Here is a 23,593-nt window from a genome sequence, read left to right as displayed (position 1 = left end):
GCGCACCTCAGGGACGCGTGCCGTGCAGGCAGACCCAGCCTTCCTCGCTGCGCCACACAGTCAGCGGCAGCCAAGGGGCGTAGGCCGCGGCCACTTCCTCGGCCTGGCGCTCGAGCACGCCGGACAGGATCAGGCGTCCGCCGGCGCGCACGCGTGCGCTGAGCATGGCCGCCATCAGCTTGAGCGGGTTGGAGAGGATATTGGCGACGACGAGATCGTAGGTCGCTTCCGAGACCGACTCGGGCAAGGCAAAGTCGGCCTGGACCTGGTTGCGCTCGGCGTTGTAGCGCGACGCTTCCACGGCATTCGGATCGATGTCGATGCCTAGCGTATCGCCCGCACCGAGCTTCTTCGCAACGATAGCGAGAATGCCGGAACCGCAACCGTAGTCGAGCACGGTTTCGCCGGCCTTCAGGTTCTGCTCGAGCCACTGCATGCACAGGCGCGTGGTCGGATGGCTGCCAGTGCCGAAGGCCAGGCCCGGATCGAGTTCCAGCACCACGGCGTCGGGCTCCGGCGCGTCATGCCACGACGGCACGACCCAGATGCGCTCGCCGATGCGGATCGGCTCGAACTGCGATTGCGTGAGACGCACCCAGTCCTGGTCCTCGACCTCGCGCAGCGCATACGCCGGCACCGGATCGATGCCGAGCGCATTCGACGCGGCCGCGACGGCGAGCGCCGGATCGGTATCATCGCCGAACAGCGCCACGACGCGCGAGCGGTTCCACGCGAGCTTGGTCGGCTCGAGCCCGGGCTCGCCGAACAGCGGCTGCTCGTCCGGCGTGTCGGCATCGGCATCTTCCACCGACACCGACAACGCGCCAAGGTCGAACAGGGCGTCAGACCAGGCTTCGGCCTGGTCCTGCGCCACTTCGATCACACATTCCTGAAAGGCCACGGGCTTCCTCTTGTACAGCAGGTGCGGCAGTCGCCGCGTCAGGCTTTCTCGCGCTGCGCGAGGCGATGCTCGAGATAGTGGATGCTGGTGCCGCCTTCGACGAAGTTGGCGTCCATCATCAGCTCCCGGTGCAGCGGCACGTTGGTCTGGATACCGTCCACCACCATCTCCGACAGCGCGATCCGCATGCGGGCAATCGCCTGCTCGCGGGTAGCGCCGTAGGTGATGATCTTGCCGATCATCGAATCATAATTCGGCGGGACGAAGTAACCATCATACGCGTGCGAGTCGACGCGTACGCCGGGGCCACCGGGCATGTGCCAGGCGGTGATGCGGCCCGGGGACGGAATGAACTTGAACGGGTCCTCGGCATTCACGCGGCATTCGATCGCATGGCCACGGAACTGCACATCCTTCTGGCGGTAGCGCAGCTTCTCGCCAAATGCGATGCGGATCTGTTCCTGCACGATGTCGATGCCCGTGATCATTTCGGTGACCGGGTGCTCGACCTGCACGCGCGTGTTCATCTCGATGAAGTAGAACTCGTTGTTCTCGTACAGGAATTCGAACGTGCCGGCGCCACGGTAGCCCATCTTGCGGCAAGCCTCCGCGCAACGGTCGCCGATGCGTTCGATCAGGCGGCGCGGAATGTGCGGCGCGGGCGCTTCCTCGATCACCTTCTGGTGGCGTCGCTGCATCGAGCAGTCGCGCTCGCCCAGCCAGATAGCTTGCTTGTGCTGGTCGGCAAGGATCTGGATCTCCACGTGGCGCGGATTCTCCAGGAACTTCTCCATGTAGACCTCGGGGTTGCCGAAGGCACGGCCGGCTTCTTCGCGCGTCATGTTGACGGCGTTGACCAGCGCGGCCTCGGTGTGCACCACGCGCATGCCGCGGCCGCCACCACCGCCGGCAGCCTTGATGATGACCGGGTAGCCCACGCGGCGCGCCGCCGCGACGATTTCGGCGGGATCGTCAGGCAGTGCGCCTTCCGAGCCCGGCACGCACGGCACGCCGGCCTTGATCATGGCCTGCTTGGCCGAGACCTTGTCGCCCATCAGGCGGATGCTCTCGGCGGTCGGGCCGATGAAGACGAAGCCGGACTTCTCCACGCGCTCGGCAAAGTCGGCGTTTTCGGACAGGAAGCCGTAGCCCGGGTGGATCGCCTGCGCGTCGGTCACTTCGGCGGCCGAAATGATGGCAGGCATGTTCAGGTAGGACAGCGGCGACGGGGCCGGGCCGATACACACGGCTTCGTCGGCCAGCTTCACGTACTTGGCTTCCTTGTCGGCTTCCGAGTACACCACCACGGTCTTGATGCCCAGCTCGCGGCAGGCGCGCTGGATGCGAAGGGCAATTTCACCGCGGTTCGCGATCAGAATTTTTTCAAACATGGTCTCTCTCTGCGAGAACGGGAGCGGTCCCGCCAGGTGCCGCCGCGGCACGCGGGGTGCGCGGCCGGGAAACTGGCGAGGCCAGGGGCCGCTTCATGGCAAGGGATGCGGTTCGCAACGTGCGAACATCCACGACATCCGGCAGGCCGCAGCCCGGGGGGCAGGGCGGCGCGGCATGCCGGGCAGCATTAGCCGATGACGAACAGCGGCTGGCCGTATTCCACCGCCTGGCCGTTTTCGACCAGGATTTCCTTGATGACGCCGGCCTTGTCGCACTCGATCTCGTTGAGCAGCTTCATGGCTTCGATGATGCAGACGGTCTGGCCTTCCTTGACCGAGTCCCCGACGTTGACGAACGGCGCGGCGCCCGGCGACGGTGCACGGTAGAAGGTGCCGACCATCGGCGAGGTCACGATGTGACCGGCGGGAAGCTGCGGGGCGGCCGCTTCAGCGGCTGCCGGGGCGCTGGCTGCCGGAGCAGCGGCGGGCATGACCGGCAGCGCCTGCATTTGCGGCATGGCCATCGGCGCGGCGATGACTTGCGGCGGTTGCTTGACGATACGAACCTTGCCGTCGCCTTCAGTGACTTCCAGCTCCGAGATGCCGGATTCGGCCACCAGGTCGATCAGCGTCTTCAGCTTGCGCAGGTCCATCTTCTATCCTCCTGAATCAGGTTGTCCGGGCATGCCCTCGCGGGCAGCGGCGGAAGAAATCGTCGGTACGGCCACCCGCTCTCCGCGCCCGCCGTGCTTGCTGCGCACGCTGCAGGCGCGGCCGCGAGGCGGCGCGCATCATGTTTTCGGGTAAAGCCTTTGCTTTGTCTTTGTACGTCGTTCTGCTTGGGCGTCTCAGCCGCGTCTCAGCCCTTCGGCGGCGGCTGCTCCAGCCCGAGAGCATAGTCCAGCGCCAGCAGATAGCCCTGCCAGCCCAGTCCGCAGATCACGCCGACGGCAAGGTCGGAGAAATAGGAATGGTGGCGGAAGCTTTCGCGGCGATGTACGTTCGACAGGTGCACTTCGACAAACGGAATGGCTACGCCGGCCAGCGCATCGCGCAGCGCTACGCTGGTATGCGTATAGGCGGCCGGGTTGATGACGATGAAGTCCACCCCTTCCGTGCGTGCGGCATGCACGCGGTCTACCAGTGCGCCTTCGTGGTTGGACTGGAACGACGACAACGCGATACCGGCGTCGGCGGCGTGCTGTGCCAGTGCGGCGTCGATATCAGCCAGCGTAGTGTGACCGTACGTCTCCGGCTCGCGCGTGCCCAGCAGATTGAGGTTCGGCCCATGCAGGACCAGCACCTTGCGGTAGCGGGCAGAGCGACGATTGGAGCGGGTTGCAGTCACGGCGGCTCGACCAGTTCAACGAAATTGCGCGGAGATTACCGTAGCTTAGAGGGATTTGTCTAGCAGGCGATACAAGCCTCCACGTCGTGATCAGCGCTTGCGGGGTGATTAGGCCACATTAAGGCATCCCCGGCAATATGCGCGGCGTTTCAGTGCAAGTTCACCACGGTTTCGGCGAACTTGACTGAAGAAGCGTGTTATGCCCCTTGCTCCACTACGAACGTGGCAGAACGGCGCGCAATTCGTCGGAAGTCACGCGCCCCATCTTGCGATATTTGACGGATCCGTCGGGATTGATCACCACCGTGTAGGGCAGGCCACCCGCAGCGTTGCCAAAATTGCGCGACAACTCCGTGCCTGCGAACCCAGCCACTGCGAGCGGATAGGCGACAGGCACCTTCTTGACGAACTGCTGGATATTGGCAGCCGAATCGATGCCGATCCCGACAAACTCGACCTTGCGGGGCGCGTACTCGGCGTGCAGCGCGGTGAGCTCGGGCATTTCTTCCACGCACGGTCCGCACCAAGGCGCCCAGAAATTGATCACCACGGTCTTGCCTCGCAGCTTGCTCAGATCGATGTCGGCGCCGCTTGGGTCAGGCAGTCGTGTCTGGAAGAAGGTCTCCACGGCGTGGTCCGACGCCGCTTTCGGCGCGAATACGAATTGGCCGGCCAGCGCACCAGCGGCGCAGGCCACCACGGCGACGGCGACCCATAGCCAAAGACGGGAACGGCGGACGGGTTTCTGGGTGGGAGCGTTCATGGAGTCTCGGTAAGAACGGCGGTGTCCGGGGGCGGCATTCAGCGCTGATAACGGCAGATGGTGAACGTGTGACAGGGCCGCCCTGACTCAGTTCGAATCGCCGGCCTCGCTGGCGGCGAGCAGGGCCTGCACTGCTTGCAGGTCGGCCCGGTTCACGCGACCGCTCGCATCAGTGCGTACGGCGCCGCGTTCATCGTTGGCATCATACAGAGCAATATGAATCCCGACCGGCGCGCCGAGCTCCGCGCGCACTTCGCCGGCGAGCAGGCGCGCTTCGCGGCGATCGGGCCACTGGCCCTTCCAGAGAAAGCTCAGCGTCTCGACTTCGCCGCGGCCGTTGAAGTGGCGGGTCTCGCTGGTCTCGAAGTCGACGCCGTCATTGAGCAGATGCAGCGTGGCGTCCTTGGGGCTGTCGCAGAAGCACTGCAGATAGATGTCTGAATGCTCGGTCGCGGTGCCATTCAGTACGGCGCCTACCAGGTAAGGCCGGAAAGGCGCGAGGTCTTCCATCGCCAGGACGGCGAGACGCCGCATGAGCGCCAGAATGCGCGGCTGGGTATCGGAGTGGAAAAGTGCCTGATAAGCGCGCACTTCGGCTTCGATCATCTCGTTATCAGGCAGCCATTCGCCGGCCACGCGCTGCTCGCCAAGCAACTGGCGCGCGGCCTTGCGCTTGGCGGTGGCATAGTCGGCGCCGTCTTCGGCGATCATGCGTGCCGCGGCCTGCGCAATCTCTTCGCGCAGACGGACGGGGTCGGAAAGAGTGCGTCGGGACATGGCCCGATGATACCGGAGCAGGGCGGGAAACCGGTGGGGCAGCAAGGGCCGCAAGCGCTGCCGCAGTGCAGCGACGCGCGGAAGTGCTCGGGTACAATCAGGACCTTCCTGCACGGCATGGTCCGACGGATCATCGCTGGCATGCCGACCGGCCCGGCCGGTCTCAAGTCTTTCCGGGAACCCCATGCATATACATATCCTTGGCATCTGCGGCACTTTCATGGGCGGCTTGGCGGTGCTCGCCAAGCAGGCGGGTCACCGTGTCACGGGCTGCGATGCCAATGTCTATCCCCCGATGAGCACGCAGCTCGAAGCCCAGGGCATCGAACTGATCGAGGGCTTCGATCCGGCCCAGCTCTCGCTCGAGCCGGACCTGTTCGTGATCGGCAACGTGGTGTCGCGCGGCAATCCGCTGATGGAAGCCATCCTGAACCGCAACCTGCCGTATGTGTCGGGCCCGCAATGGCTTGGCGAACATGTGCTCGCCGGCAAGTGGGTGCTGGCCGTAGCCGGCACGCACGGCAAGACCACCACCACGTCGATGCTCGCGTGGATCCTCGAAGACGCCGGCTACAACCCCGGCTTCCTCGTAGGTGGCGTGCCGCAGAACTTCGGCATTTCGGCGCGCGTGACGGAGTCGGATTTCTTCGTGATCGAGGCGGATGAATACGACACCGCCTTCTTCGACAAGCGCAGCAAGTTCGTTCACTACCGCCCGCGCACGGCCATCCTGAACAACCTCGAATACGATCACGCCGACATCTTCCCTGATCTCGACGCGATCGAAACGCAGTTCCACCATCTCGTGCGCACGGTGCCGGGGCAGGGGCGTCTTGTCGTCAATGGCCTCGAAGCTAGCCTGGCGCGCGTGATCGAGCGCGGTTGCTGGAGCGAAGTCGAGCAGTTCGGCGTCGGTGACTGGCGCGAAAGCGACGCCGGCACCGACGATGGCAAGGACGCGTTCGACGTGTGGTTCGGCGACGCCGTCCAGGGCCGCGTGAGCTGGGACCTGCAGGGCACCCATAACCGCATGAATGCGTTGGCCGCGATTGCCGCTGCGCGCCACGTCGGCGTGCCGGTTGCGCAGGCGATCGAATCGCTGGGCCGCTTCGCCAATGTGAAGCGCCGCATGGAAGTGCGCGGCGTGGCGGCAGGTGTGACGGTCTATGACGACTTCGCCCACCATCCGACCGCGATCCAGACCACACTGGACGGCCTGCGCCGCCGTGTCGGCGGTGCGCGCATCCTGGCCGTGCTGGAGCCGCGCTCGAACACCATGAAGCTCGGCGTGATGAAGGCGCAGTTGCCGGCCAGCCTCGAGCAGGCCGACCTGGTGTTCGGCTACGGTGCGCCGAGCGGCAAGGACGCGCTCGGCTGGGACCTGGCCGGCGCGCTGGCGCCGCTGGGCAAGAAGGCGGCGGCGTTCCACGATCTCGGCGCACTGGTCGAGGCCGTGCGCGCTGCCGCACAGCCGGGCGACCAGGTGCTGGTCATGAGCAACGGCGGCTTCGGCGGCGTGCACCAGAAGCTGCTCGACGCGTTGGGTAAGGCAGGCTGAGGACACCGACATGCTGTTGTACCTGCACGGATTCCGCTCCTCGCCGCAGTCGTTCAAGGCGCGGCTGGTGCAGGAGCGCATGCGCGAGTGGGGGGTGGGCCGCTACTACGCCTGCCCCTTGCTCAATGTTTCGCCGGTCCAGGCCATCGCACAGGCCGAGGCCGCCATCCACGCCGCGCGCGCGGGCGGCGACCAGGAAATCGCGATCGTCGGTTCCTCGCTGGGCGGGTTCTACGCGCGCTGGCTTGGCGAGCGTCACGGCTGCCGCACGGTGCTACTGAACCCCGCCATCCACCCGTGGACCGATTTAATGCAATACATCGGCGAGCAGCCGCTGTGGCACGGCGGCGGCACGGTCACTGTCGAGCCGCGCCATATGCAGGAACTGCTCGACCTGCGCGTCGATACGCTCTCGCATCCCGAACGCTATTACCTGCTCGCCGCGACCGGCGATGAAGTGCTCGATTACCGCGAGATGGTGGCCGCCTGCACGGGCGCGCACATCCGCGTGATCTCCGGCAGCGACCACGGCATCAGCGAGTTTGCCGACTACGTTGACGACGTATTGACTTTCTGCGGCTACGGGCCTGGCGGCGTGGTGCCGGGCCGCGCGGCATGAGCGCGCAATACGCGCGCCGCTGCGGCTGGACCTGCCACCTGCCCTTCGATCCGACGATTCCGCCGAACCTGCGGCATTGGGTCACGGGTGAAGGCTCGCTGACCGCGCGACTGGTGACCGCTTCCGAACGTTTTCGCGTGCGCCGCCTGTTCCAGGCATCGGCGCGACCTTTCCTCGACGAATGGCAGGTGCTCGGTCAATGCGGCCGCGAACCGGCGCTGACACGCGAAGTACTGCTGATCTGCGACGAACAGCCCGCCATCTACGCCCACACCGTCGTGCGCGAACGGCATGCGCGCCGTGACTGGCCGTTCCTGCGCGGGCTCGGCGAGCGCCCGCTCGGCGGGCGCCTGTTCGTCGACCCGGCCGTGCGGCGCGATCCGTTCCAGTTTGCGCGGCTGCTGCCGCACCATCCGCTGCGTCAGGCGCTGCTGCGGATCCTGCCGGCTATGGCACCGGTACCCATGCTGCCTGCGCGCCGTTCCGTATTCCGGCGCGGCGCCGGCGTCATGCTCGTGACAGAGGTCTTTTTGCCGGACCTGCTGACACGGCCATCGCGGGGACTCGGGCAGAGATATTGATCAGATCCGGGCCTCGCCTGTTTGACACACTACCAAGACCATCAAGAGAAGACATCATGAAATTGCAGGGTCGCGTTGCCATCATCACCGGCGCAGCCGCAGGCATCGGGTTTGCCACGGCCGAGCGTTTTGCCGCCGAGGGCGCCATCGTCATTCTTTGCGACGTGCAGGACGGGCGCGTTCGTGAAGCGGCGGCGAAGCTCGCCGCCACCGGCGCCACGGTTGACGCCTACCGCGTCGACGTGACACGCCGTGACGAAGTCGACGCCATGGTCGGCGCGGTGCTGGCCGCGCATGGCCGCATCGATGTGCTGGTCAACAACGCCGGCATCACCAAGGACGCGCGCCTGGCCAAGATGACAGAGGCGCAGTTCGATGCCGTCATCGACGTCAACCTGAAGGGCGTGTTCCATTGCGCGCAGGCCGTCGCCGGCATCATGACGGAACAGGGCAAGGGCGTGATCCTCAACGCGTCGAGCGTGGTCGGCCTGTACGGTAACTTCGGCCAGACCAACTATGCGGCCAGCAAGTTCGGCGTGATCGGCTTCACCAAGACCTGGGCGCGCGAACTCGGGCCCAAGGGCGTGCGCGTCAATGCCGTGTGCCCGGGCTTCGTCAACACTGAGATTTTGCAGACCGTGCCGCAGAAGGTGCTCGACGGCATGAAGGAATCGTGCTGGATGCGCCGTCTGGCCGAGCCGTCCGAGATCGCCAGCGTGTACGCGTTCCTGGCCAGCGACGACGCCAGCTACATCAACGGCGTGGCGATCGAAACCAGCGGCGGCATGTCGCTCTGACGTCACTCGTTGCCGGCCGCCAGGCCGGTTTCCCGGAGGCGGCTGTAAACGGTGCGGTATCATTCTGATTTCGGCCCCTGCGGCCAGCCCGCCCGCAGGGGCGCTCACACTATCTCCCCGGAACCCGCGTTTTGGCCGCTTAAGCGGCAGGGTTCCCGGCATTTCTGAAAGTACCGATCGATGCAGTTGCTGTTCGAAGAAGGCGGCGAGATTCGCGCCGGCACCGTGCTGGCCCAGCAGGGCGAGGCCTACCAGGTCGAATTGCCCGCCGGCAAGCGCACCAAGGTCAAATCGCGCGATGTGCTGCTGCAGTTTGCCCAGCCGTCAGCGATCGAACTGGTGCGCCAGACTGGCGAGATGACCGCCGAGATCGACCTCGACTTCCTGTGGGAATGCGCGCCCGAAGCCGAGTTCGGCTTTGCCGAGCTGGCCGCCGAATACTACGGCGCTGATCCCGGCCCGGTGCAACAGGCGGCACTGGCCATGGCGCTGCACGGCAACCCGGTGTACTTCCGCCGCAAGGGCCGCGGACGCTACCAGCGCGCGCCGGAAGACCAGCTCAAGGCCGCACTGGCCGCGCTCGAGCGCAAGAAGCAGCAGGCGTTGGTGCAAGCCGAGTACGAGGAACAGCTCAAGGCGCTGACGCTGCCGGAATCGTTCCGTAACAAGGTGCTGCAACTGCTGTTCAAGCCGGACAAGAACAGCCTCGAATTCAAGGCAATGGACGCCGCCTGCACGGCGCTGGGCATGACGCCGATGCGCCTGATGGTGGCGGTCGGCGGCGTCGCCAGCGCGCGCGCGCTGCATGAGGCGAAGTTCCTGGCCGAGTGCTTCCCGAAGGGCACGGGCTTCCCTGACGTCGAGGTGCCCGAGCCGTCCGCCGACCTGCCGGTGGCGGACGTGGAGGCGTTCTCGATCGATGATGTGACCACCACCGAAATCGACGACGCGCTGTCGGTCACCGAACTGCCCGGCGGCAACCTGCGCATCGGCATTCACATTGCGGCGCCGGCGCTCGGCATCCGCCGTGGCGAGGCGCTCGACGCAATCGCGCGCCAGCGCCTGTCCACGGTCTATTTCCCGGGCGACAAGATCACCATGCTGCCCGACAGCGTGGTCGAGCGCTACACGCTGCAAGAGGGCCGCCAGTGCCCCGCGCTGTCGCTCTACGTGACGGTCGAGCCGGTGCACTGGCAGGTGCTGGGCAGCGAATCGCGCGCCGAGATGGTCATGATCGCGGCCAACCTGCGCCACAACCTGCTGGACGATGTCATCACCGAGGCGTCGCTGGCCGACGGCACTGGCGACTATCCGTTCCGCGCCCAGCTCACGCGGCTGTGGCACTTTGCCGGCGCGCTGCACGACGAGCGCCAGAAGGCGCGCCTGGCCAGCGGCCTTCGGCCCGAATCGCACAACCGCGCGGACTACAACTTCTACCTCGACGACCAGGCCGATGGCAGCCAGCGCGTGCGCATCGAACAGCGCAAGCGCGGTTCGCCGCTGGACAAGATCGTCGCCGAGCTGATGATCCTGGCCAACAGCACGTGGGGCAAGCTGCTCGCCGACAACGGCGTGCCGGGCATCTACCGCACGCAGAAGGCCTGGGGCATGCACCGCACGCGCATGCAGACATACCCGGCGCCGCACGAAGGCCTGGGCGTGGCGCAGTACGCGTGGAGCACTTCACCGCTGCGCCGCTATGTCGACCTGGTCAACCAGTGGCAGATCCTGGCGGTGGCGCAGCATGGCATCACGGCCAAGCTGGTGGCGCCGTTCAAGCCCAAGGACGCCGACCTGCTGGCCGCCGTGGCCGATTTCGAAGGCACCTACGCCGCCTATGCCGACCACCAGTCGACCATGGAGCGCTACTGGTGCCTGCGCTGGCTGCAGCAGGAACGCCGTGAACGCATGATGGCCACGACGCTCAAGGAAGGCGCCGTGCGCTTCACCGAGATCCCGTTGGTCACGCGCGTGCCGGAACTCATGCAAGCCCAGCGCGGCACGCAGGTGCTGCTGGAAATCGGCCCGATCGACGAGATTTCGCTCGAGGTCTCGTGCCGCGTGCTCGAAGTCTTCGCCGGTGAGGGCGCGTTGCCTGAAGAGGAACTGGAGAGCGTCGACGGCGACGAAAGCGACGAGGAAGCCGCTGAAGTGTCGGCCGAAGCTGCCGCCGAAGTGGCGGCGGAGCAGGCCGCCGAACAGTCGGCGCAAGGGGATGCGCCAGCACAGGACGATGCCGGCGACTTGGCCGGCGCGGGTAGCGACGAGGACATCGCCGACCAGGCGTCTGCCGCGCGCGACACCATTGTCCCCGGCCAGGGCTGATCCCTTCGGAAAAGCCGGCGGCTCACATACAATGCCCTTCTGACCCGGCGTAGCCGCCGGGCCGGGGGCGCATGACGCCATGCTGCCCCGGCGAGTCTCCCTAGCGATTCCCAAGCCATTGCCCAGCCAGCTCCCATCGTGAACGCCGCTCTCGTCGATCCCCGCCACTGGTGGCACGCCAGCAACACGCTGGCCAAGGCGCTGGCCATCTCGGTAGTCATCCATCTCGTGCTGCTGATGGTGCGGATCGCGGCGCCCGAGGTATTCGAGATCAAGCGCTCGGATGCCGCGCTGGACGTGGTGCTGGTCAACTCCAAGTCCGCGCAGAAGCCGCGCAATGCCAACGTGCTGGCGCAGGCCAACCTCGATGGCGGCGGCGACCACGACCAGCAGCGCGCGACCACGCCGCTGCCCGCGCAGACAGTTTCGCAGGACGGCGATCTCGTACGCCAGGTACAGCGCCGCGTCGAGCAGCTCGAGCAGGAACAGCAGCGCCTGATGACGCAGTCGCGCGAAGCGGCCCCCGCCGTGCGCAGCCAACCGCTCAAGCCCGGCGAACGGCGCCAGGACGACCTGCTTCGCGGCCAGGACGAGCGTACCTCCACCGACGAGATGGCCAAGCTCGAGGCCGAGATCGGCCGCAATCTCGAGCAGTACGCCAAACGGCCCAAGCGCTACCAGCTCACCGCCACGAGCGCGCGCGAAGTGGATTACGCCCAGTATTACGACCGCCTGCGCCGCAAGATCGAGGCGCGCGGCACCAGCGATTTCCCGCAGCACAACGGCAAGCCGCTGTACGGCCAGCTGATCCTCGTGATCAACGTGAACCGGCTCGGCAAGCTCGGCTACAACCGCGACGGCTACAACGTCGACGCCATCGACGTGGTCAAGAGTTCGGGCGATCCAGCGCTCGACCGCCAGGCCGTCGCGATCGTCCGCGCCGCCGCGCCGTTCGGTCCGTTCACGGCCGAGATGGCCGCGCGCCAGGACATTCTCGAAGTGATTTCCACATTCAAGTTTTCGCGCAGCGGGCTGGAAACCCGCTTGCAGGCACGCTGATGACATCCACCGAATCCTCCCAGCCGGCTGACCGCTACGTCGTGGTCGGCAACCCCGTCGCGCACAGCCGTTCGCCGTTCATCCACGCCGCGTTTGCCAAGCAGACCGGCGAAGCCGTCGAATACGGCCGCCTGGAAGCGCCGCTCGACGCTTTCGCAGACACCATGCGCGCGTTCCTTGCTGAAGGCGGCTATGGCTTCAACGTGACCGTGCCGTTCAAGCTGCAGGCCTATGATCTGGCCGACCGCCTGACGCCGCGCGCGGAAGCCGCTGGCGCGGTCAACACGATGTGGATCGAGGATGGCCTGATCCACGGCGACAATACCGACGGCATCGGCCTCGTGCGCGATATCCAGGACAATCTCGACACCCTGCTCGAAGACAAGCGTGTGCTGCTGCTCGGCGCGGGCGGCGCGGCCATGGGCGCGATGCTGCCGCTGATTGAATGCCGGCCCTCGCGCATTGTGGTGGCCAACCGCACGGCCTCGCGCGCGAGCGACATGCTCGAAGAGTTCGTGGAAGCGGCCGATTCGTTCGGCGTGGAGTTGTGGGGCGGTGGCCTCGATGCGCTTGAGCAGCTGTCCGAAGACGATGTCTGCGACGTCGTCATCAACGCATCGTCGAGCAGCCTGCATGGCGAAGTGCCGCCGGTGCCGGCGTTCCTGCTCGGCGAAGGCGTGCTCGCCTACGACATGATGTACGGCGCCGAGCCGACCGTATTCCTGCAGCACGCTGCGCAATGCGGCGCGCGCACGGCCGACGGTCTCGGCATGCTGGTCGAACAGGCGGCTGAAGCGTTCTACATCTGGCGCGGCGTGCGTCCGCGCACCGCGCCCGTGCTGGCCGACCTGCGCGCCGCGCTGCAGGCCGAGCGCAAGGGCTGATCGCCGCCAGTGCCCGTGGCCACCCGACAGCGCTCCGCGCGCGCCGCCGGCACGGCATTCTCCCCGCTGCGCTGGATCGGTTTCCTGCTCGGCTGCATCGTGGCCGGCGTGGTCGCGATGCAGGTCTATTTCTTCCTGCAGATCGCCGCATGGCAGTACGTGGCGCCGTCTTCCACGTCGTTCATGCGCGCCGAGCGCTGGCGCCTGTGCGGCTTCAACGTCTGGAACTGCAGCATCGACCGCCGCTGGGTGCCGTACGACCAGATCTCGCGCAACCTCAAGCGCGCAGTGATCGCGAGCGAAGACGCTGACTTCGTCAATCATCCCGGCTACGAAATCGACGCCATGCTCGACGCGTGGGAGCGCAACAAGAAGCGCGGCCGCGTCGTGCGCGGCGGTTCGACCATCACCCAGCAGCTCGCCAAGAACCTGTTCCTGTCGTCCGAGCAGCATTACCTGCGCAAGGGCCAGGAACTGGCCATCACGTGGATGCTCGAGTTCTGGCTCGACAAGCAGCGCATCTTCGAGATCTACCTGAATTCGGTGGAGTGGGGCGAAGGCGTGTTCGGTGCGGAGGCTGCGGCGCAGCACTACTTCCGTACGAACGCCGGGAAGCTCGGCGTGGGCCAGGCGGCGCGCCTGGCGGCGGCGCTGCCTGCGCCGAAGTGCTTCGACAAGAAGGAGTACTGCGCGAATGTGCGCGTGAACTTCAGGGTGAAGGCGGGGATTATTGCGCGGCGGATGGGGGCGGCTACGTTGCCGGATTGACGGCTGGCGTTCCTTGGTTTCTCTCCTCTCGCGCTTGCGGGAGAGGAGCGGGGGAGAGGGGAGTCAGCCTGTCGTTGTTTCAGCCCTCAGCTCAACCACCCCTTCCGCTTGAAATACACCAACGGAATCGCCGCCGACACCGCCATCAACGCAATCGCCCACGGATACCCGGCCGCCCAGTCCAGCTCCGGCATGAATTTGAAGTTCATGCCGTAGATACTCGCGATCAGCGTCGGTGGCATCAATGCCACCGACACCACCGAGAACAGCTTGATGATCTTGTTCTGGTTGATGTTGATGAAACCGACGGTCGCATCCATCAGGAAGTTGATCTTGTCGAACAGGAATGCGGTGTGGTTCTCGATCGAGTCGATGTCGCGCAGGATCTGGCGTGCCTCGTCCTGCTGCTCGGCTGACAGCAGCTGGCTGCGCATCAGGAACGACACCGCGCGGCGCGTGTCCATGACGTTGCGTCGGATGCGGCCGTTCAAGTCTTCCTCGCGCGCGATGGTTTCGAGCACGTCGGCGGCGGCGGCATCGGTCACGTTTTCGGCCAGCACGCGGCGGCTGGCTTCTTCCAGGCGTTCGTAGACTTCCTCGATGGAGTCGGCCGAGTATTCCGCATCGGTCGCGTACAGATCCATCAGCACGTCCTTGGCGTTGCGTACCGAGCCCGGACGCATGCGCGCGCGCAGCCGCACCAGGCGGAACACCGGCAGGTCTTCGTCGTGGATGGAAAACAGCACGTCGCGCGTGAGCACGAACGCCACGCGCACGTTGCGCGAAGCCTCTTCCTCGTCGAGCAGGAAGTCGGTGCGGATGTGGATGTTCTCGTCCTCGCCTTCGAAATAACGCGCGGACGCTTCCAGGTCGCCCAGGTCTTCGAGTTCCGGCAGGGCGACGCCGTACGCTTCCTTGATCCAGGCGAGTTCCTCGTCGTCGGGGCTGACGACGTCGATCCAGATCGGCTTGTGCTGCAGCAGCTCGTTGCGCTCGTCGACCTGCTCTTGGGCGAGCCGGCCTTTCTGCAGGACGAACAGGTTGATCATCCCCGGGATTCCTTATTGCTATGCTGATTGCGACGAAAAACAAAGACAAGCGCGAAGACAAGCGCAGGCAGGCTCGCCGCATCCCAGGGTGGTCCGGACCGGTTCAGTGCGGAATCACGGGCAAGCGTGATCGCGCTGCGGGCGGCGGCAGGGCCGACGGGCGCAAGGCGATGGCGTTTGCCTGGGGTGGCTGGCAAGCCGGGAGAGGGAATATCCGCAATGGCACGGCCCACGCTTCGGTGGCCGTCGGCGATACGGAAAAACACTCGCCCGCATGGATTCTGCGGGCGATGCGACGATGCGGGAGCGCTTGGCGGCTCCGGCGGTTCGTCTACGCAGCCCGCAGTGACATGGCATCCGACGAAGCTGCGTTAACTGCGTTACCGCGGCAACTCGAACACCCGATGCTACTGCCCACGTAGTTTCTCCGGGATTGTGATGGCCGCGAGTGTAGCCCAACGCAGGGGGGCTTGTTAAGTGAAATCTCCACGCGCCATGCCGGTCCGCAGTCGCCGCCGCAACAGTGGCACGAGCATCACCGAGGACAGCGCGGCGAACATCAGTGCAATCGCCGCGTAGTCCTGCCAGTGCGGCTGCTCGCCGAGCATCCACATGCCGGAGAACACGCCAACCACGGGGATGAACATGACCGACAGGCTCGACACCACCGGCGGCAGGTTGCGCGCGAGCCCGAACCAGACCAGGTGGCAGTAGGCGAACACCACCACGGCGTTATAGGCGATCGCGCCCCACTCGGCGGCGGTGGGCATGCGCCAGCCGGTCTCGAGCAACAGCGTGCCGGCGGCCAGGAAGGGCAGGGTGACGGCCAGCATCCAGAACGTCAGCGTGCCGATAGGGATGTCGATCTGCGTACGCTTCATGAGCTGGGTGCCGAAGCCCCAGCCGGCGGCTGCAGCCAGCATCAGCAATGTACCGGCCGGGCTGCCGGTCAGCGCTCGGATCTCGCCAGACAGCAGCAGGACGGTGCCGGCCAGCGCGCAGCCGATGCCGACCCAGGCCGACACGCCGATGCGGTCGCGATACAGCACCAGGCCCCACACTACGGCCCAGATCGGCATGGTGTAGCCGAGGATCGCGGCGCGTCCCGAGGACAGCATCTTGACGGCGCAGATCGCCAGCAGGTGCCAGAACACCATGTTCGGGATGGCGAGCTTCACCACCGTGGCCCATTGCGAGCGCGGCACGCGCAGCGATTCGCCGCGCACGGTCAGCGCAATCCCCAGCGCGGCGACGCCGCCGGCCATGCACAGCAGCCGGAAACCCATGGCCGGGAAGTGCGCCACGCCGATTTTCATGATGGGCCAGTTGACGCCCCAGGCGATGGTCAGGATGACCAGCAGGACGAGGCCGCGGCGATCGAGAGACATGTCGTGGATGGCGGCTGTGAACTACGCCGCTCTTTGTTTTGACTTTGAGCGCAAAACGATAGCACGCAGCGGGTAAAATTGCCGGAAACGACATATGCTGCGATATGAGGGGGTCTATCCGCCCCAGCCCGCAGCAACCGGGTCGCCCGCCACGCGCCGGCGGCGCCGGAGCAACCAGGATATCGAGTCAACCCATGACCTTCATCGAGCAGCTGTCTGCCGCCTGGCAGCGCAACGATTCCCTACTCTGCGTCGGACTCGATCCCGACCCGCAGAAGCTGCCGCTGTCCCTGACCGGGGCCGGCGGCGCAATCTTTTCCTTCTGCCGCGAAATCGTCGACGCCACCGCGGACCTGGTCTGCGCATTCAAGCCGCAGATCGCTTACTTCCATTCGCAGCGCGCCGAAGACCAGCTGGAACAGCTGATCCACTATATCCATGATGCGCACCCGGGTATTCCGGTGATCCTGGACGCCAAGCGTGGCGACATCGGCTCGACCGCCGAGCACTACGCGAGCGAGGCATTCGAACGCTACAAGGCCGATGCGGTGACCGTGAGCCCCTATATGGGCTTCGATTCGATGCAGCCGTACCTGGCCTATCCAGACCGCGGCGTGATCGTGCTGTGCCGCACGTCCAACCCGGGCGGCTCGGACGTCCAATTTCTGCAGGTGGATGGCAAGCCGCTTTACCAACTCGTGGCCGAAGCCGCGAAGGAACGCTGGAATACGACGGGGCAGATGGGCCTGGTGGTCGGCGCCACGTTCCCGAACGAGATCGCCCGTGTGCGGCAGATCGTTGGCGACATGCCGCTGCTGATTCCGGGCATCGGCGCGCAGGGCGGCGATATCGAGGCAACGGTGAAGGCTGGCCGCACGGCTGACGGCACGGGCATGATGATCAACTCGTCGCGCGCGATTCTCTATGCGAGCGGCGAGAAGGATTTCGCCACCGCTGCACGCCATGTGGCGATGCAAACGCGGGATACCATCAACCGCTACCGGCACGGGTAATCCGAGCCAGGCTGTCAGATAGCGTCAGTACAGCAAAAGGCCGCGCCTGACCGGGCGCGGCCTTTGTCGTTTCAGGCCTCGTTGCGTACCAGTTCCAGCAGTCCGCGCATCGCATGCTCGGCCGCCTGGCGGCGGATCTGTGCGCGGTCGCCCTTGAAGCGCTGGGTCTCGGTGCGCGTGGTGATGCGGTTGCTCCAGCCGAAGCAGACCATGCCGACCGGCTTCTCGGGCGTGCCGCCGTTGGGGCCGGCCACGCCTGTGATGGACAGCGATACCTGTGCGCGGCTGTTGAGCAGCGCACCCTCCGCCATCGCGCGGGCCACTTCCTCGCTGACCGCGCCGTAGTCGCGGATCATCTTGGCGGGCACGCCGAGCATCGTGCTCTTGGCCTCGTTCGAGTACGTGACAAAGCCGCGTTCGAACCATCCGGAAGAGCCCGATACATCGGTAATGGCGGCGGCAACGAGTCCTCCGGTGCAGGACTCGGCCGTGGCCAGCATCAGCGATGTTTCGGCGAGGGCTACGCCGGCCTGGATGGCCAGTTGGTCGAGCAAGCGGCTGATGGACATGGGTGAAAGGTGCGTGGCGTTTGAAGAAAGATGGCGAGTGAACGTCGCGGGAAACGTGGCGAAAGCGTCAGAACGAGCGCCACAGCGCGAATACCAGCAGGGTGTAGAACGCCGCGAAGATGTCGTCGAACATCACGCCGAATGCGCCGCGCAGTCCCGGGCCTTTCAGCGTGCGATCGTAGTAGGCGATCGGTGCCGGCTTGGCGATATCGAACAGCCGGAACCATAGAAAGGCGGCAAACTGGCCCCACAGGCCGGTGGGCATGACAAAGGTCAGCACCAGCCAGAACGCGATGATCTCGTCCCAGACCATGCTGCCGTGGTCGTCCACGCCCATGTCGCGCGCCGTGCGTCCACAGGCCCACATGCCGATCAGGAAGCCCGCACCGATGATCCACAGCCATGTCGTCGGTTCGATCCACAGGGAAATCACGACGAACGAGAGCCACCCATAGAGCGTGCCTACGGTACCCGGGCTGACCGGCGACAGGCCGGAACCGAAGCCGATAGCGATCAGATGCGCGGGGTGCGCGAGCATGAAGCGGGCCGTCGGGCGCGTGACCTTGACAGTCTGCCCGGCTTCGAGGGTCATGGCGGGGTCGCGCGGCGCGGCCGCGGGGGGAGAGGTCGACATCGGATTTGGCTCGTGTACTTATGTTTTATGTGCGCGGCGCCCGGCGTGCCAGTTTCCCGGGTTCCCTCCCGGGCAGATCATGATGCTGGCGCTGCAAGCCGGCATCATGACACGCCCGCGCGCAGGCTGTCAGGGCGACGCGAAGTGGTCGAAGCTAGCGCCGGCATAGGTCACGGGGCTGCCATGGCGGTCGACCAGCCGCAAGCCGGGTTCCGGTGTGATCGAGCCGACGCGTGTCAGCGGCAGTTCCAGGCGATCCGAGATGGCGGCAATGGCTTCACGGTTGCCGATCGGCGCGGTGAAGCAAAGTTCGTAGTCGTCGCCGCCGGCCAGCACGCATTCGCGTTGCAGCGAGTCCGGTTGGGCCGCCAGCACGGTTGAACGCGGCAGCGAGTCCACGTCGAGCAGTGCCCCGACCTGCGAGCGGGTCAGGATGTGGCCGAGATCGCCGATCAGGCCATCTGAAATATCAAGTGCCGCATGCGCTACACCGCGCAGCGCCATGCCCAGCGCGACGCGCGGCGTCGGCATTTCCATACGCGGGCGCACGCGGCTGAATTCGGGTTCGGGCAACAGCCATTCGCCGCGGCAGTCGCCCAGTGCGAGACGCGCGTCGCCAAGTGTTCCGGAAACCCAGATATCGTCGCCAGGACGCGCGGCATCGCGTCGCAGGGCGGCGCGCGCCGGCACGTCGCCGAATACGGTCAGGCTAAGCGTGAGCGGCCCGCGTGTGGTGTCGCCGCCGATCAGCTCGCAGCCGTGTTCGTCGGCGAGCGCCAACATGCCTGCAGCCAGTTCTTCAAGCCATGCGGGATCGGCTTCGGGCAGTGCCAGCGCGAGCGTGAACCCGCGCGGCTCGGCGCCCATGGCCGCCAGATCTGACAAGTTGACCGCCAGCGCCTTATGGCCCAGTGCACGGGGCGGGACATCGGCAAAGAAATGGCGCCCGCTGACCAGCATGTCGGTGCTGACGGCCAGGTGATGGCCGGGCCGCGGATCGATCAGCGCGCAGTCGTCGCCCACGCCAAGCACGGCCTTGCGTACCGGACGCGTAAAGAAACGGCGGATCAGATCGAACTCGGAGAGCTGCGCGCGGCGGATCGTGGACATGGGACTAACCGGGCCAGGGCGGCGCCGGCGCAAAAAAGGCGGATCGGGACAAGGATGGTGCCAGGCCAGCGGCTCGGCAAGATACTGCAGCGGGCGGCAGCATTGACTGTTGCTTGCTGTTCAAGGCCAGCGGCTTGGGGCATATTGTACCGAAACACAATGCTGGTCCTCGTCAAATGCTTATTGTGAAATAGTATTTCACAATATAAAATGCCGGGTCCAGAGGAAGAGATTGGCGGGCACGTGGAGCCGGTCCGCCAATCATCCGAAGCCCTGTCAAATGACGGCTCCACCGATTGGAATATGCGCCGATGACCAGCCCTCAGCAGTCCCCGTCCCAAGACGATCTGAAACAGCAGCAGCGTGAGGCGCTGCGCAAAGCGGCGCTCGAGTATCACGAGTTTCCGACTCCCGGGAAGATCTCCGTTACGCCGACCAAGCCGCTGTCGAACCAGCGCGACCTGGCCCTGGCCTATTCGCCGGGCGTGGCAGCTGCCTGCGAGGAGATCGTCGCCGACCCCGCCAACTCCTTCCGCTACACCGCGCGCGGCAACCTGGTGGCGGTAATCACCAATGGCACCGCCGTGCTGGGCCTGGGCGACATTGGCGCCGCGGCGTCCAAGCCGGTCATGGAAGGCAAGGCCGGCCTGTTCAAGAAATTCGCCGGCATCGACGTCTTTGACATCGAAATCGACGAAAAAGACCCCGAAAAGCTCGTGCAGGTCATTGCCGCGCTGGAGCCGACCTTCGGCGGCATCAACCTCGAAGACATCAAGGCACCGGAGTGCTTCTACGTCGAGCGCAAGCTGCGCGAGAAGATGAAGATCCCGGTCTTCCACGATGACCAGCACGGTACCGCCATCGTCGTGGCTGCCGCCGTCATCAACGGCCTGAAGGTCGTCGGCAAGGACATCAAGAGCGTCAAGCTGGTGGCCTCGGGCGCCGGCGCCGCCGCGCTGGCCTGCCTGGATCTGCTGGTGGACCTGGGCCTGCCCATCGAGAACATCTGGGTGACGGACCTGGCCGGCGTGGTCTACGAAGGCCGTACCGAATTGATGGACCCGGAGAAGGCCCGCTTCTGCCAGAAGACCGACAAGCGCAAGCTTGGCGAGGTGATCGATGGCGCCGACATTTTCCTGGGCCTGTCCGCCGCCGGCGTGCTCAAGCAGGACATGGTCCAGCGCATGGGCGAGAAGCCGCTGGTGCTGGCCCTGGCCAACCCGAACCCGGAAATCGCACCGGAACTGGTCAAGGAAGTCCGCCCGGACGCCATCATGGCGACCGGCCGTACCGACTACCCGAACCAGGTCAATAACGTCCTGTGCTTCCCGTTCATCTTCCGCGGCGCGCTCGATTGCGGTGCGACCACCATCACGCGTGAGATGGAGATCGCCGCCGCCAACGCGATCGCCGAGCTGGCGCGCCAGGAGCAGAGCGATATCGTGGCCACGGCCTACGGCATCCAGGACCTGGCGTTCGGCCCGGAATACCTGATCCCGAAGCCGTTCGATCCGCGCCTGATCGTGTGGGTGGCACCGGCTGTGGCGGAAGCCGCCATGAAATCTGGCGTGGCCTCGCGTCCGATCGAGGACATGGACGCCTACCGCCTGCAGTTGCAGCAGTTCGTGTACCACTCCGGCACGCTGATGAAGCCGATCTACGCCGCCGCCCGCAAGGTCGAGATGGCGAAGAAGCGCATCGTCTTTGCCGAGGGCGAGGAGGAGCGCGTGCTGCGCGCCGTGCAGGTGGTCGTCGATGAAAAGCTGGCCAACCCGATCCTGATCGGCCGCCCGGCGGTGTTGCAGCATCGCATTGAGCGTTTCGGCCTGCGCCTGCGCCCGGGCGTGGACTTCGCCGTGGTCAACCCCGAGCACGACGAGCGCTTCCGCGATTATTCCGACGCGTATTACCGCATGATGGCGCGCGAAGGCGTTACGCCGCAGTACGCCAAGCTCGAACTGCGCCGCCGCACCACGCTGATTGGCGCCATGCTGGTCAAGAGGGGCGAGGCCGATGGCATGATCTGCGGTACCGTCAGCAACACCGCCGCACACCTGCGCTACATCGACCAGGTTCTGGGTGGGACCAGCAAGGTCTACGCAGCCATGAACGGCCTGGTGCTGCCGGGCCGCCAGATCTTCCTGGTGGATACCCACGTGAACGTGGATCCGACCGCCGATGAACTGGCCGAGATCACGCTGATGGCGGCTGAAGAGCTCAAGCGCTTCGGCATCGAGCCCAAGGTGGGGCTGCTGTCGCACTCGAATTTCGGGTCGTCCGAAGCGCCCTCGGCCCGCAAGATGCGCGATACGCTCGCGATCCTGCGCGAACGCGCACCGGAGCTCGAAGTCGACGGCGAAATGCACGGCGACAGCGCGCTGGACGAGAAGCTGCGCAATACCCTGGTGCCGGACGGCACGCTCAAGGGCGAGGCGAACCTGCTGGTCTGCCCGAACATCGACGCGGCCAATATCTCGTACAACCTGCTGAAGGTTGCGGCGGGCAACAACGTCGCCATCGGGCCGATTTTGCTCGGCGTGAAGGCGCCGGTGCACATCTTGACCCCGTCGGCAACGGTGCGCCGCATCGTCAACATGACCTCGCTGGTCGTGGTCGACGCTGCTGCCAAGCGCTAAGCCGCAGTACGGTTCAATGTGGCGGAAAAGCCGGGCTTGCCCGGCTTTTTTTCGCTTTGCGGCTGCCAGTTAGTATGCGCACACATCCTATTAACACATTGAAACAATTGAGGATTTCGCGCTGGCGCAGAGCCGGGATTGATTAATTGCTTGCATACGCGTACCCTTACGCCCTTGATACAGGCGCTCGCCACGGGCGCTCCGGTGCGGTCGGCGGCAGGTAAGCCGGCCAGGGTGGCCCGGATACTTGTCTACCCAGCAGGCGGCAGGCTCGATTTCCGGTTCAACCAAGACAGACCAACGTGGGTTTCCAGATTCCCGTGATACAGCAGCGGCAACCGCTGCCCGTGCGCGGCCGGCGCTTGCTGGCGCAGGCGTTGTCAGGCATGGTCCTGGCATTGGCCTTCATGCAGCCGTCGCTGGCCAGGCAGCAACAGGCCGAGGGACTGGCGGGAACCATTGCCGTGCAGCAACTGCCCAATGAGGCACGGCAGACGCTGGAGCGTATCGAGGCCGGCGGCCCGTTTCCCTACGAGAAGGACGGCACGCGATTCGGCAACTATGAACGCGCCCTCCCTCAACAACAACGCGGTTACTACCGCGAATATACGGTCAAGAGCCAGAACAGCCGGAACCGGGGAGCAAAGCGGATCGTTTGCGGGGGCGACCAGCGCGCGGCGAACGACTGCTACTACACAGAAGACCACTACAACAGCTTCAAACGGATAACCAAATGATGACTGACATTTTCGGATTGGGCGACGCCCTTGCCGCCCGCGAGGAGCGCGGCGCCGGAGATGGCTGGCAGCGGGCGCAGCATCAGGCCCAGAACCTTTACGACAACGTGCTGATGATGCCGCGCCAAGAGCTCACGCACAGACTTCCGCCCGCTGCCCCGGTCGCCGTGCCGGCTATCGCAAGCTGGGCCGACGGGGCCGAGGGAGCCATGAACCTGTTCAAGTCGGTGCGACCGAACATTGTCCAGTCGATCCGCGCATTCCGCGTGCCCGATCTTGCCCAGGCGGCGGCCGACCTTGGCCAGCATTTCCTGTACGCGAACTGCGCCCATTGCGCGAGCAAGGCGGAGGTTCTGGAAACGATCGCCACGTCGTTCACGTTCCCCAAGCATTTCGGCAAGAACTTCGACGCGCTGGCGGATTGCCTGACCGACATGATCTACAAGGCCGGCCAGCAGCCGGGCTTCGTAATCGTGCTCGAAGGCCTGCCGATTGCGCAAAAGTTTGACAAGGAAGGGCGCGAGGTCCTGCTGGACGTATTCCGCGATGCCGCCGAGTTCTGGGGCGAACGCAAGGTCCAGTTCCGGGTGTTCTATTCGTTTGCCTGATCGTTGATTGCTAATTCCTGACCGCGTGCCCGCTTAATGCCTGGCGGGACAGAAATTAGAAAGCCCGCGACCGTCACC

The 23,593-nt window shown here is 65.5% G+C and carries 23 protein-coding genes; 12 read left to right on the top strand and 11 right to left on the bottom strand.

Annotated features, from left to right (window positions below):
- Positions 1–7 precede the first annotated feature (7 nt).
- The 6 genes from prmA to ACIGJG_RS14685 form a co-directional block, all read right to left on the bottom strand.
- Complete coding sequence (gene prmA / locus ACIGJG_RS14710; protein WP_220631032.1) at positions 8–901, bottom strand: 50S ribosomal protein L11 methyltransferase; 894 nt, start codon at positions 899–901, stop codon at positions 8–10.
- Positions 902–939: 38 nt separating this feature from the next.
- Positions 940–2,292, bottom strand: a complete 1,353-nt coding sequence (accC, locus tag ACIGJG_RS14705) for an acetyl-CoA carboxylase biotin carboxylase subunit (protein ID WP_011299012.1) — start codon at positions 2,290–2,292, stop codon at positions 940–942.
- 188 nt (positions 2,293–2,480) lie between these two features.
- Positions 2,481–2,945 (bottom strand): acetyl-CoA carboxylase biotin carboxyl carrier protein, encoded by a 465-nt coding sequence (gene accB, locus ACIGJG_RS14700; protein WP_011299011.1) that lies wholly within the window; start codon positions 2,943–2,945, stop codon positions 2,481–2,483.
- Positions 2,946–3,151: 206 nt separating this feature from the next.
- Positions 3,152–3,640 carry a type II 3-dehydroquinate dehydratase gene (gene aroQ, locus ACIGJG_RS14695; protein WP_011299010.1) on the bottom strand — a complete coding sequence of 163 codons (489 nt, stop codon included), beginning with the start codon at positions 3,638–3,640 and terminating at the stop codon, positions 3,152–3,154.
- 214 nt (positions 3,641–3,854) lie between these two features.
- A complete protein-coding gene (locus ACIGJG_RS14690; protein WP_011299009.1) occupies positions 3,855–4,403 on the bottom strand; it encodes a TlpA family protein disulfide reductase in 549 nt (182 codons plus the stop codon).
- A gap of 87 nt (positions 4,404–4,490) precedes the next feature.
- Positions 4,491–5,180 carry a hypothetical protein gene (locus ACIGJG_RS14685; protein WP_011299008.1) on the bottom strand — a complete coding sequence of 230 codons (690 nt, stop codon included), beginning with the start codon at positions 5,178–5,180 and terminating at the stop codon, positions 4,491–4,493.
- Between the two features lie 184 nt (positions 5,181–5,364).
- Here ACIGJG_RS14685 and mpl point away from each other — a divergent pair, with 184 nt between their 5' ends.
- The 8 genes from mpl to mtgA all read left to right on the top strand — a co-directional run bounded on the left by mpl (position 5,365) and on the right by mtgA (position 13,771).
- The gene (mpl, locus tag ACIGJG_RS14680; protein WP_011299007.1) at positions 5,365–6,738 is read left to right on the top strand and encodes a UDP-N-acetylmuramate:L-alanyl-gamma-D-glutamyl-meso-diaminopimelate ligase; all 1,374 of its coding nucleotides are present in this window, start codon (positions 5,365–5,367) and stop codon (positions 6,736–6,738) included.
- Positions 6,739–6,748: 10 nt separating this feature from the next.
- A complete protein-coding gene (locus ACIGJG_RS14675; RefSeq protein WP_011299006.1) occupies positions 6,749–7,357 on the top strand; it encodes a YqiA/YcfP family alpha/beta fold hydrolase in 609 nt (202 codons plus the stop codon).
- Positions 7,354–7,938, top strand: a complete 585-nt coding sequence (locus ACIGJG_RS14670) for a chorismate--pyruvate lyase family protein (RefSeq protein WP_483672465.1) — start codon at positions 7,354–7,356, stop codon at positions 7,936–7,938. Before ACIGJG_RS14675 ends, ACIGJG_RS14670 begins: the two co-directional genes overlap by 4 nt.
- Before the next feature lie 56 nt (positions 7,939–7,994).
- Positions 7,995–8,735: a 3-oxoacyl-ACP reductase FabG gene (gene fabG / locus ACIGJG_RS14665; RefSeq protein ID WP_011299004.1), complete on the top strand. Its 741-nt coding sequence runs from the start codon at positions 7,995–7,997 to the stop codon at positions 8,733–8,735.
- Between the two features lie 180 nt (positions 8,736–8,915).
- On the top strand, positions 8,916–11,060 hold the full coding sequence (locus ACIGJG_RS14660) for a ribonuclease catalytic domain-containing protein (RefSeq protein WP_140952128.1): 2,145 nt from the start codon (positions 8,916–8,918) through the stop codon (positions 11,058–11,060).
- 138 nt (positions 11,061–11,198) lie between these two features.
- Positions 11,199–12,119, top strand: coding sequence for an energy transducer TonB family protein (locus ACIGJG_RS14655; protein ID WP_140952131.1), 921 nt, complete (start codon positions 11,199–11,201; stop codon positions 12,117–12,119).
- Entirely contained in the window at positions 12,119–13,003 is an 885-nt protein-coding gene (gene aroE / locus ACIGJG_RS14650; RefSeq protein WP_140952134.1) for a shikimate dehydrogenase, read from the top strand. Before ACIGJG_RS14655 ends, aroE begins: the two co-directional genes overlap by 1 nt.
- A 66-nt stretch (positions 13,004–13,069) precedes the next feature.
- Positions 13,070–13,771 carry a monofunctional biosynthetic peptidoglycan transglycosylase gene (gene mtgA, locus ACIGJG_RS14645; RefSeq protein WP_041680049.1) on the top strand — a complete coding sequence of 234 codons (702 nt, stop codon included), beginning with the start codon at positions 13,070–13,072 and terminating at the stop codon, positions 13,769–13,771.
- Positions 13,772–13,857: 86 nt separating this feature from the next.
- Here the strand turns inward: mtgA and corA are convergent, their stop codons facing one another.
- The gene (corA, locus tag ACIGJG_RS14640) at positions 13,858–14,820 is read right to left on the bottom strand and encodes a magnesium/cobalt transporter CorA (RefSeq protein ID WP_011298999.1); all 963 of its coding nucleotides are present in this window, start codon (positions 14,818–14,820) and stop codon (positions 13,858–13,860) included.
- 473 nt (positions 14,821–15,293) lie between these two features.
- The gene (locus ACIGJG_RS14635) at positions 15,294–16,208 is read right to left on the bottom strand and encodes a DMT family transporter (RefSeq protein ID WP_011298998.1); all 915 of its coding nucleotides are present in this window, start codon (positions 16,206–16,208) and stop codon (positions 15,294–15,296) included.
- Between the two features lie 194 nt (positions 16,209–16,402).
- Here ACIGJG_RS14635 and pyrF point away from each other — a divergent pair, with 194 nt between their 5' ends.
- A complete protein-coding gene (pyrF, locus tag ACIGJG_RS14630) occupies positions 16,403–17,221 on the top strand; it encodes an orotidine-5'-phosphate decarboxylase (protein WP_041679704.1) in 819 nt (272 codons plus the stop codon).
- A 71-nt stretch (positions 17,222–17,292) separates the two neighbouring features.
- On the opposite strand, the gene ACIGJG_RS14625 is transcribed toward pyrF, so the two are convergent.
- The 3 genes from ACIGJG_RS14625 to thiL all read right to left on the bottom strand — a co-directional run bounded on the left by ACIGJG_RS14625 (position 17,293) and on the right by thiL (position 19,534).
- Positions 17,293–17,790 carry a CinA family protein gene (locus ACIGJG_RS14625; protein WP_011298996.1) on the bottom strand — a complete coding sequence of 166 codons (498 nt, stop codon included), beginning with the start codon at positions 17,788–17,790 and terminating at the stop codon, positions 17,293–17,295.
- 67 nt (positions 17,791–17,857) lie between these two features.
- Positions 17,858–18,424, bottom strand: coding sequence for a phosphatidylglycerophosphatase A family protein (locus ACIGJG_RS14620; RefSeq protein ID WP_011298995.1), 567 nt, complete (start codon positions 18,422–18,424; stop codon positions 17,858–17,860).
- Between the two features lie 129 nt (positions 18,425–18,553).
- On the bottom strand, positions 18,554–19,534 hold the full coding sequence (gene thiL / locus ACIGJG_RS14615) for a thiamine-phosphate kinase (RefSeq protein WP_483672464.1): 981 nt from the start codon (positions 19,532–19,534) through the stop codon (positions 18,554–18,556).
- A gap of 311 nt (positions 19,535–19,845) precedes the next feature.
- Between thiL and ACIGJG_RS14610 the strand changes: the two genes are divergently transcribed.
- The 3 genes from ACIGJG_RS14610 (at position 19,846) to ACIGJG_RS14600 (ending at position 23,515) form a co-directional block, all read left to right on the top strand.
- Entirely contained in the window at positions 19,846–22,170 is a 2,325-nt protein-coding gene (locus ACIGJG_RS14610) for an NADP-dependent malic enzyme (protein ID WP_011298993.1), read from the top strand.
- A 386-nt stretch (positions 22,171–22,556) separates the two neighbouring features.
- Positions 22,557–22,907, top strand: coding sequence for a guanyl-specific ribonuclease (locus tag ACIGJG_RS14605; protein WP_181184515.1), 351 nt, complete (start codon positions 22,557–22,559; stop codon positions 22,905–22,907).
- Positions 22,904–23,515 (top strand): barstar family protein, encoded by a 612-nt coding sequence (locus ACIGJG_RS14600; protein ID WP_011298991.1) that lies wholly within the window; start codon positions 22,904–22,906, stop codon positions 23,513–23,515. Before ACIGJG_RS14605 ends, ACIGJG_RS14600 begins: the two co-directional genes overlap by 4 nt.
- The last annotated feature ends 78 nt before the right edge of the window (positions 23,516–23,593 follow it).

This window comes from Cupriavidus sp. C1SS-2L (assembly GCF_057073735.1).
The sequence above is the reverse complement of the archived record's forward strand: the minus strand, read 5'-3'. Positions and strand labels throughout refer to the sequence as shown.

Excerpts from the sequence above, each read along its gene's own strand:
- accC (WP_011299012.1), bottom strand. The coding sequence starts at position 2,292 with ATGTTTGAAAAAATTCTGATCGCGAACCGCGGTGAAATTGCCCTTCGC.
- accB (WP_011299011.1), bottom strand. The coding sequence starts at position 2,945 with ATGGACCTGCGCAAGCTGAAGACGCTGATCGACCTGGTGGCCGAATCC.
- ACIGJG_RS14690 (WP_011299009.1), bottom strand. The coding sequence starts at position 4,403 with ATGAACGCTCCCACCCAGAAACCCGTCCGCCGTTCCCGTCTTTGGCTA.
- ACIGJG_RS14685 (WP_011299008.1), bottom strand. The coding sequence starts at position 5,180 with ATGTCCCGACGCACTCTTTCCGACCCCGTCCGTCTGCGCGAAGAGATT.
- mpl (WP_011299007.1), top strand. The coding sequence starts at position 5,365 with ATGCATATACATATCCTTGGCATCTGCGGCACTTTCATGGGCGGCTTG.
- ACIGJG_RS14675 (WP_011299006.1), top strand. The coding sequence starts at position 6,749 with ATGCTGTTGTACCTGCACGGATTCCGCTCCTCGCCGCAGTCGTTCAAG.
- ACIGJG_RS14670 (WP_483672465.1), top strand. The coding sequence starts at position 7,354 with ATGAGCGCGCAATACGCGCGCCGCTGCGGCTGGACCTGCCACCTGCCC.
- fabG (WP_011299004.1), top strand. The coding sequence starts at position 7,995 with ATGAAATTGCAGGGTCGCGTTGCCATCATCACCGGCGCAGCCGCAGGC.
- ACIGJG_RS14660 (WP_140952128.1), top strand. The coding sequence starts at position 8,916 with ATGCAGTTGCTGTTCGAAGAAGGCGGCGAGATTCGCGCCGGCACCGTG.
- aroE (WP_140952134.1), top strand. The coding sequence starts at position 12,119 with ATGACATCCACCGAATCCTCCCAGCCGGCTGACCGCTACGTCGTGGTC.
- corA (WP_011298999.1), bottom strand. The coding sequence starts at position 14,820 with ATGATCAACCTGTTCGTCCTGCAGAAAGGCCGGCTCGCCCAAGAGCAG.
- ACIGJG_RS14635 (WP_011298998.1), bottom strand. The coding sequence starts at position 16,208 with ATGTCTCTCGATCGCCGCGGCCTCGTCCTGCTGGTCATCCTGACCATC.
- pyrF (WP_041679704.1), top strand. The coding sequence starts at position 16,403 with ATGACCTTCATCGAGCAGCTGTCTGCCGCCTGGCAGCGCAACGATTCC.
- ACIGJG_RS14625 (WP_011298996.1), bottom strand. The coding sequence starts at position 17,790 with ATGTCCATCAGCCGCTTGCTCGACCAACTGGCCATCCAGGCCGGCGTA.
- ACIGJG_RS14620 (WP_011298995.1), bottom strand. The coding sequence starts at position 18,424 with ATGTCGACCTCTCCCCCCGCGGCCGCGCCGCGCGACCCCGCCATGACC.
- thiL (WP_483672464.1), bottom strand. The coding sequence starts at position 19,534 with ATGTCCACGATCCGCCGCGCGCAGCTCTCCGAGTTCGATCTGATCCGC.
- ACIGJG_RS14610 (WP_011298993.1), top strand. The coding sequence starts at position 19,846 with ATGACCAGCCCTCAGCAGTCCCCGTCCCAAGACGATCTGAAACAGCAG.
- ACIGJG_RS14605 (WP_181184515.1), top strand. The coding sequence starts at position 22,557 with ATGGTCCTGGCATTGGCCTTCATGCAGCCGTCGCTGGCCAGGCAGCAA.
- ACIGJG_RS14600 (WP_011298991.1), top strand. The coding sequence starts at position 22,904 with ATGATGACTGACATTTTCGGATTGGGCGACGCCCTTGCCGCCCGCGAG.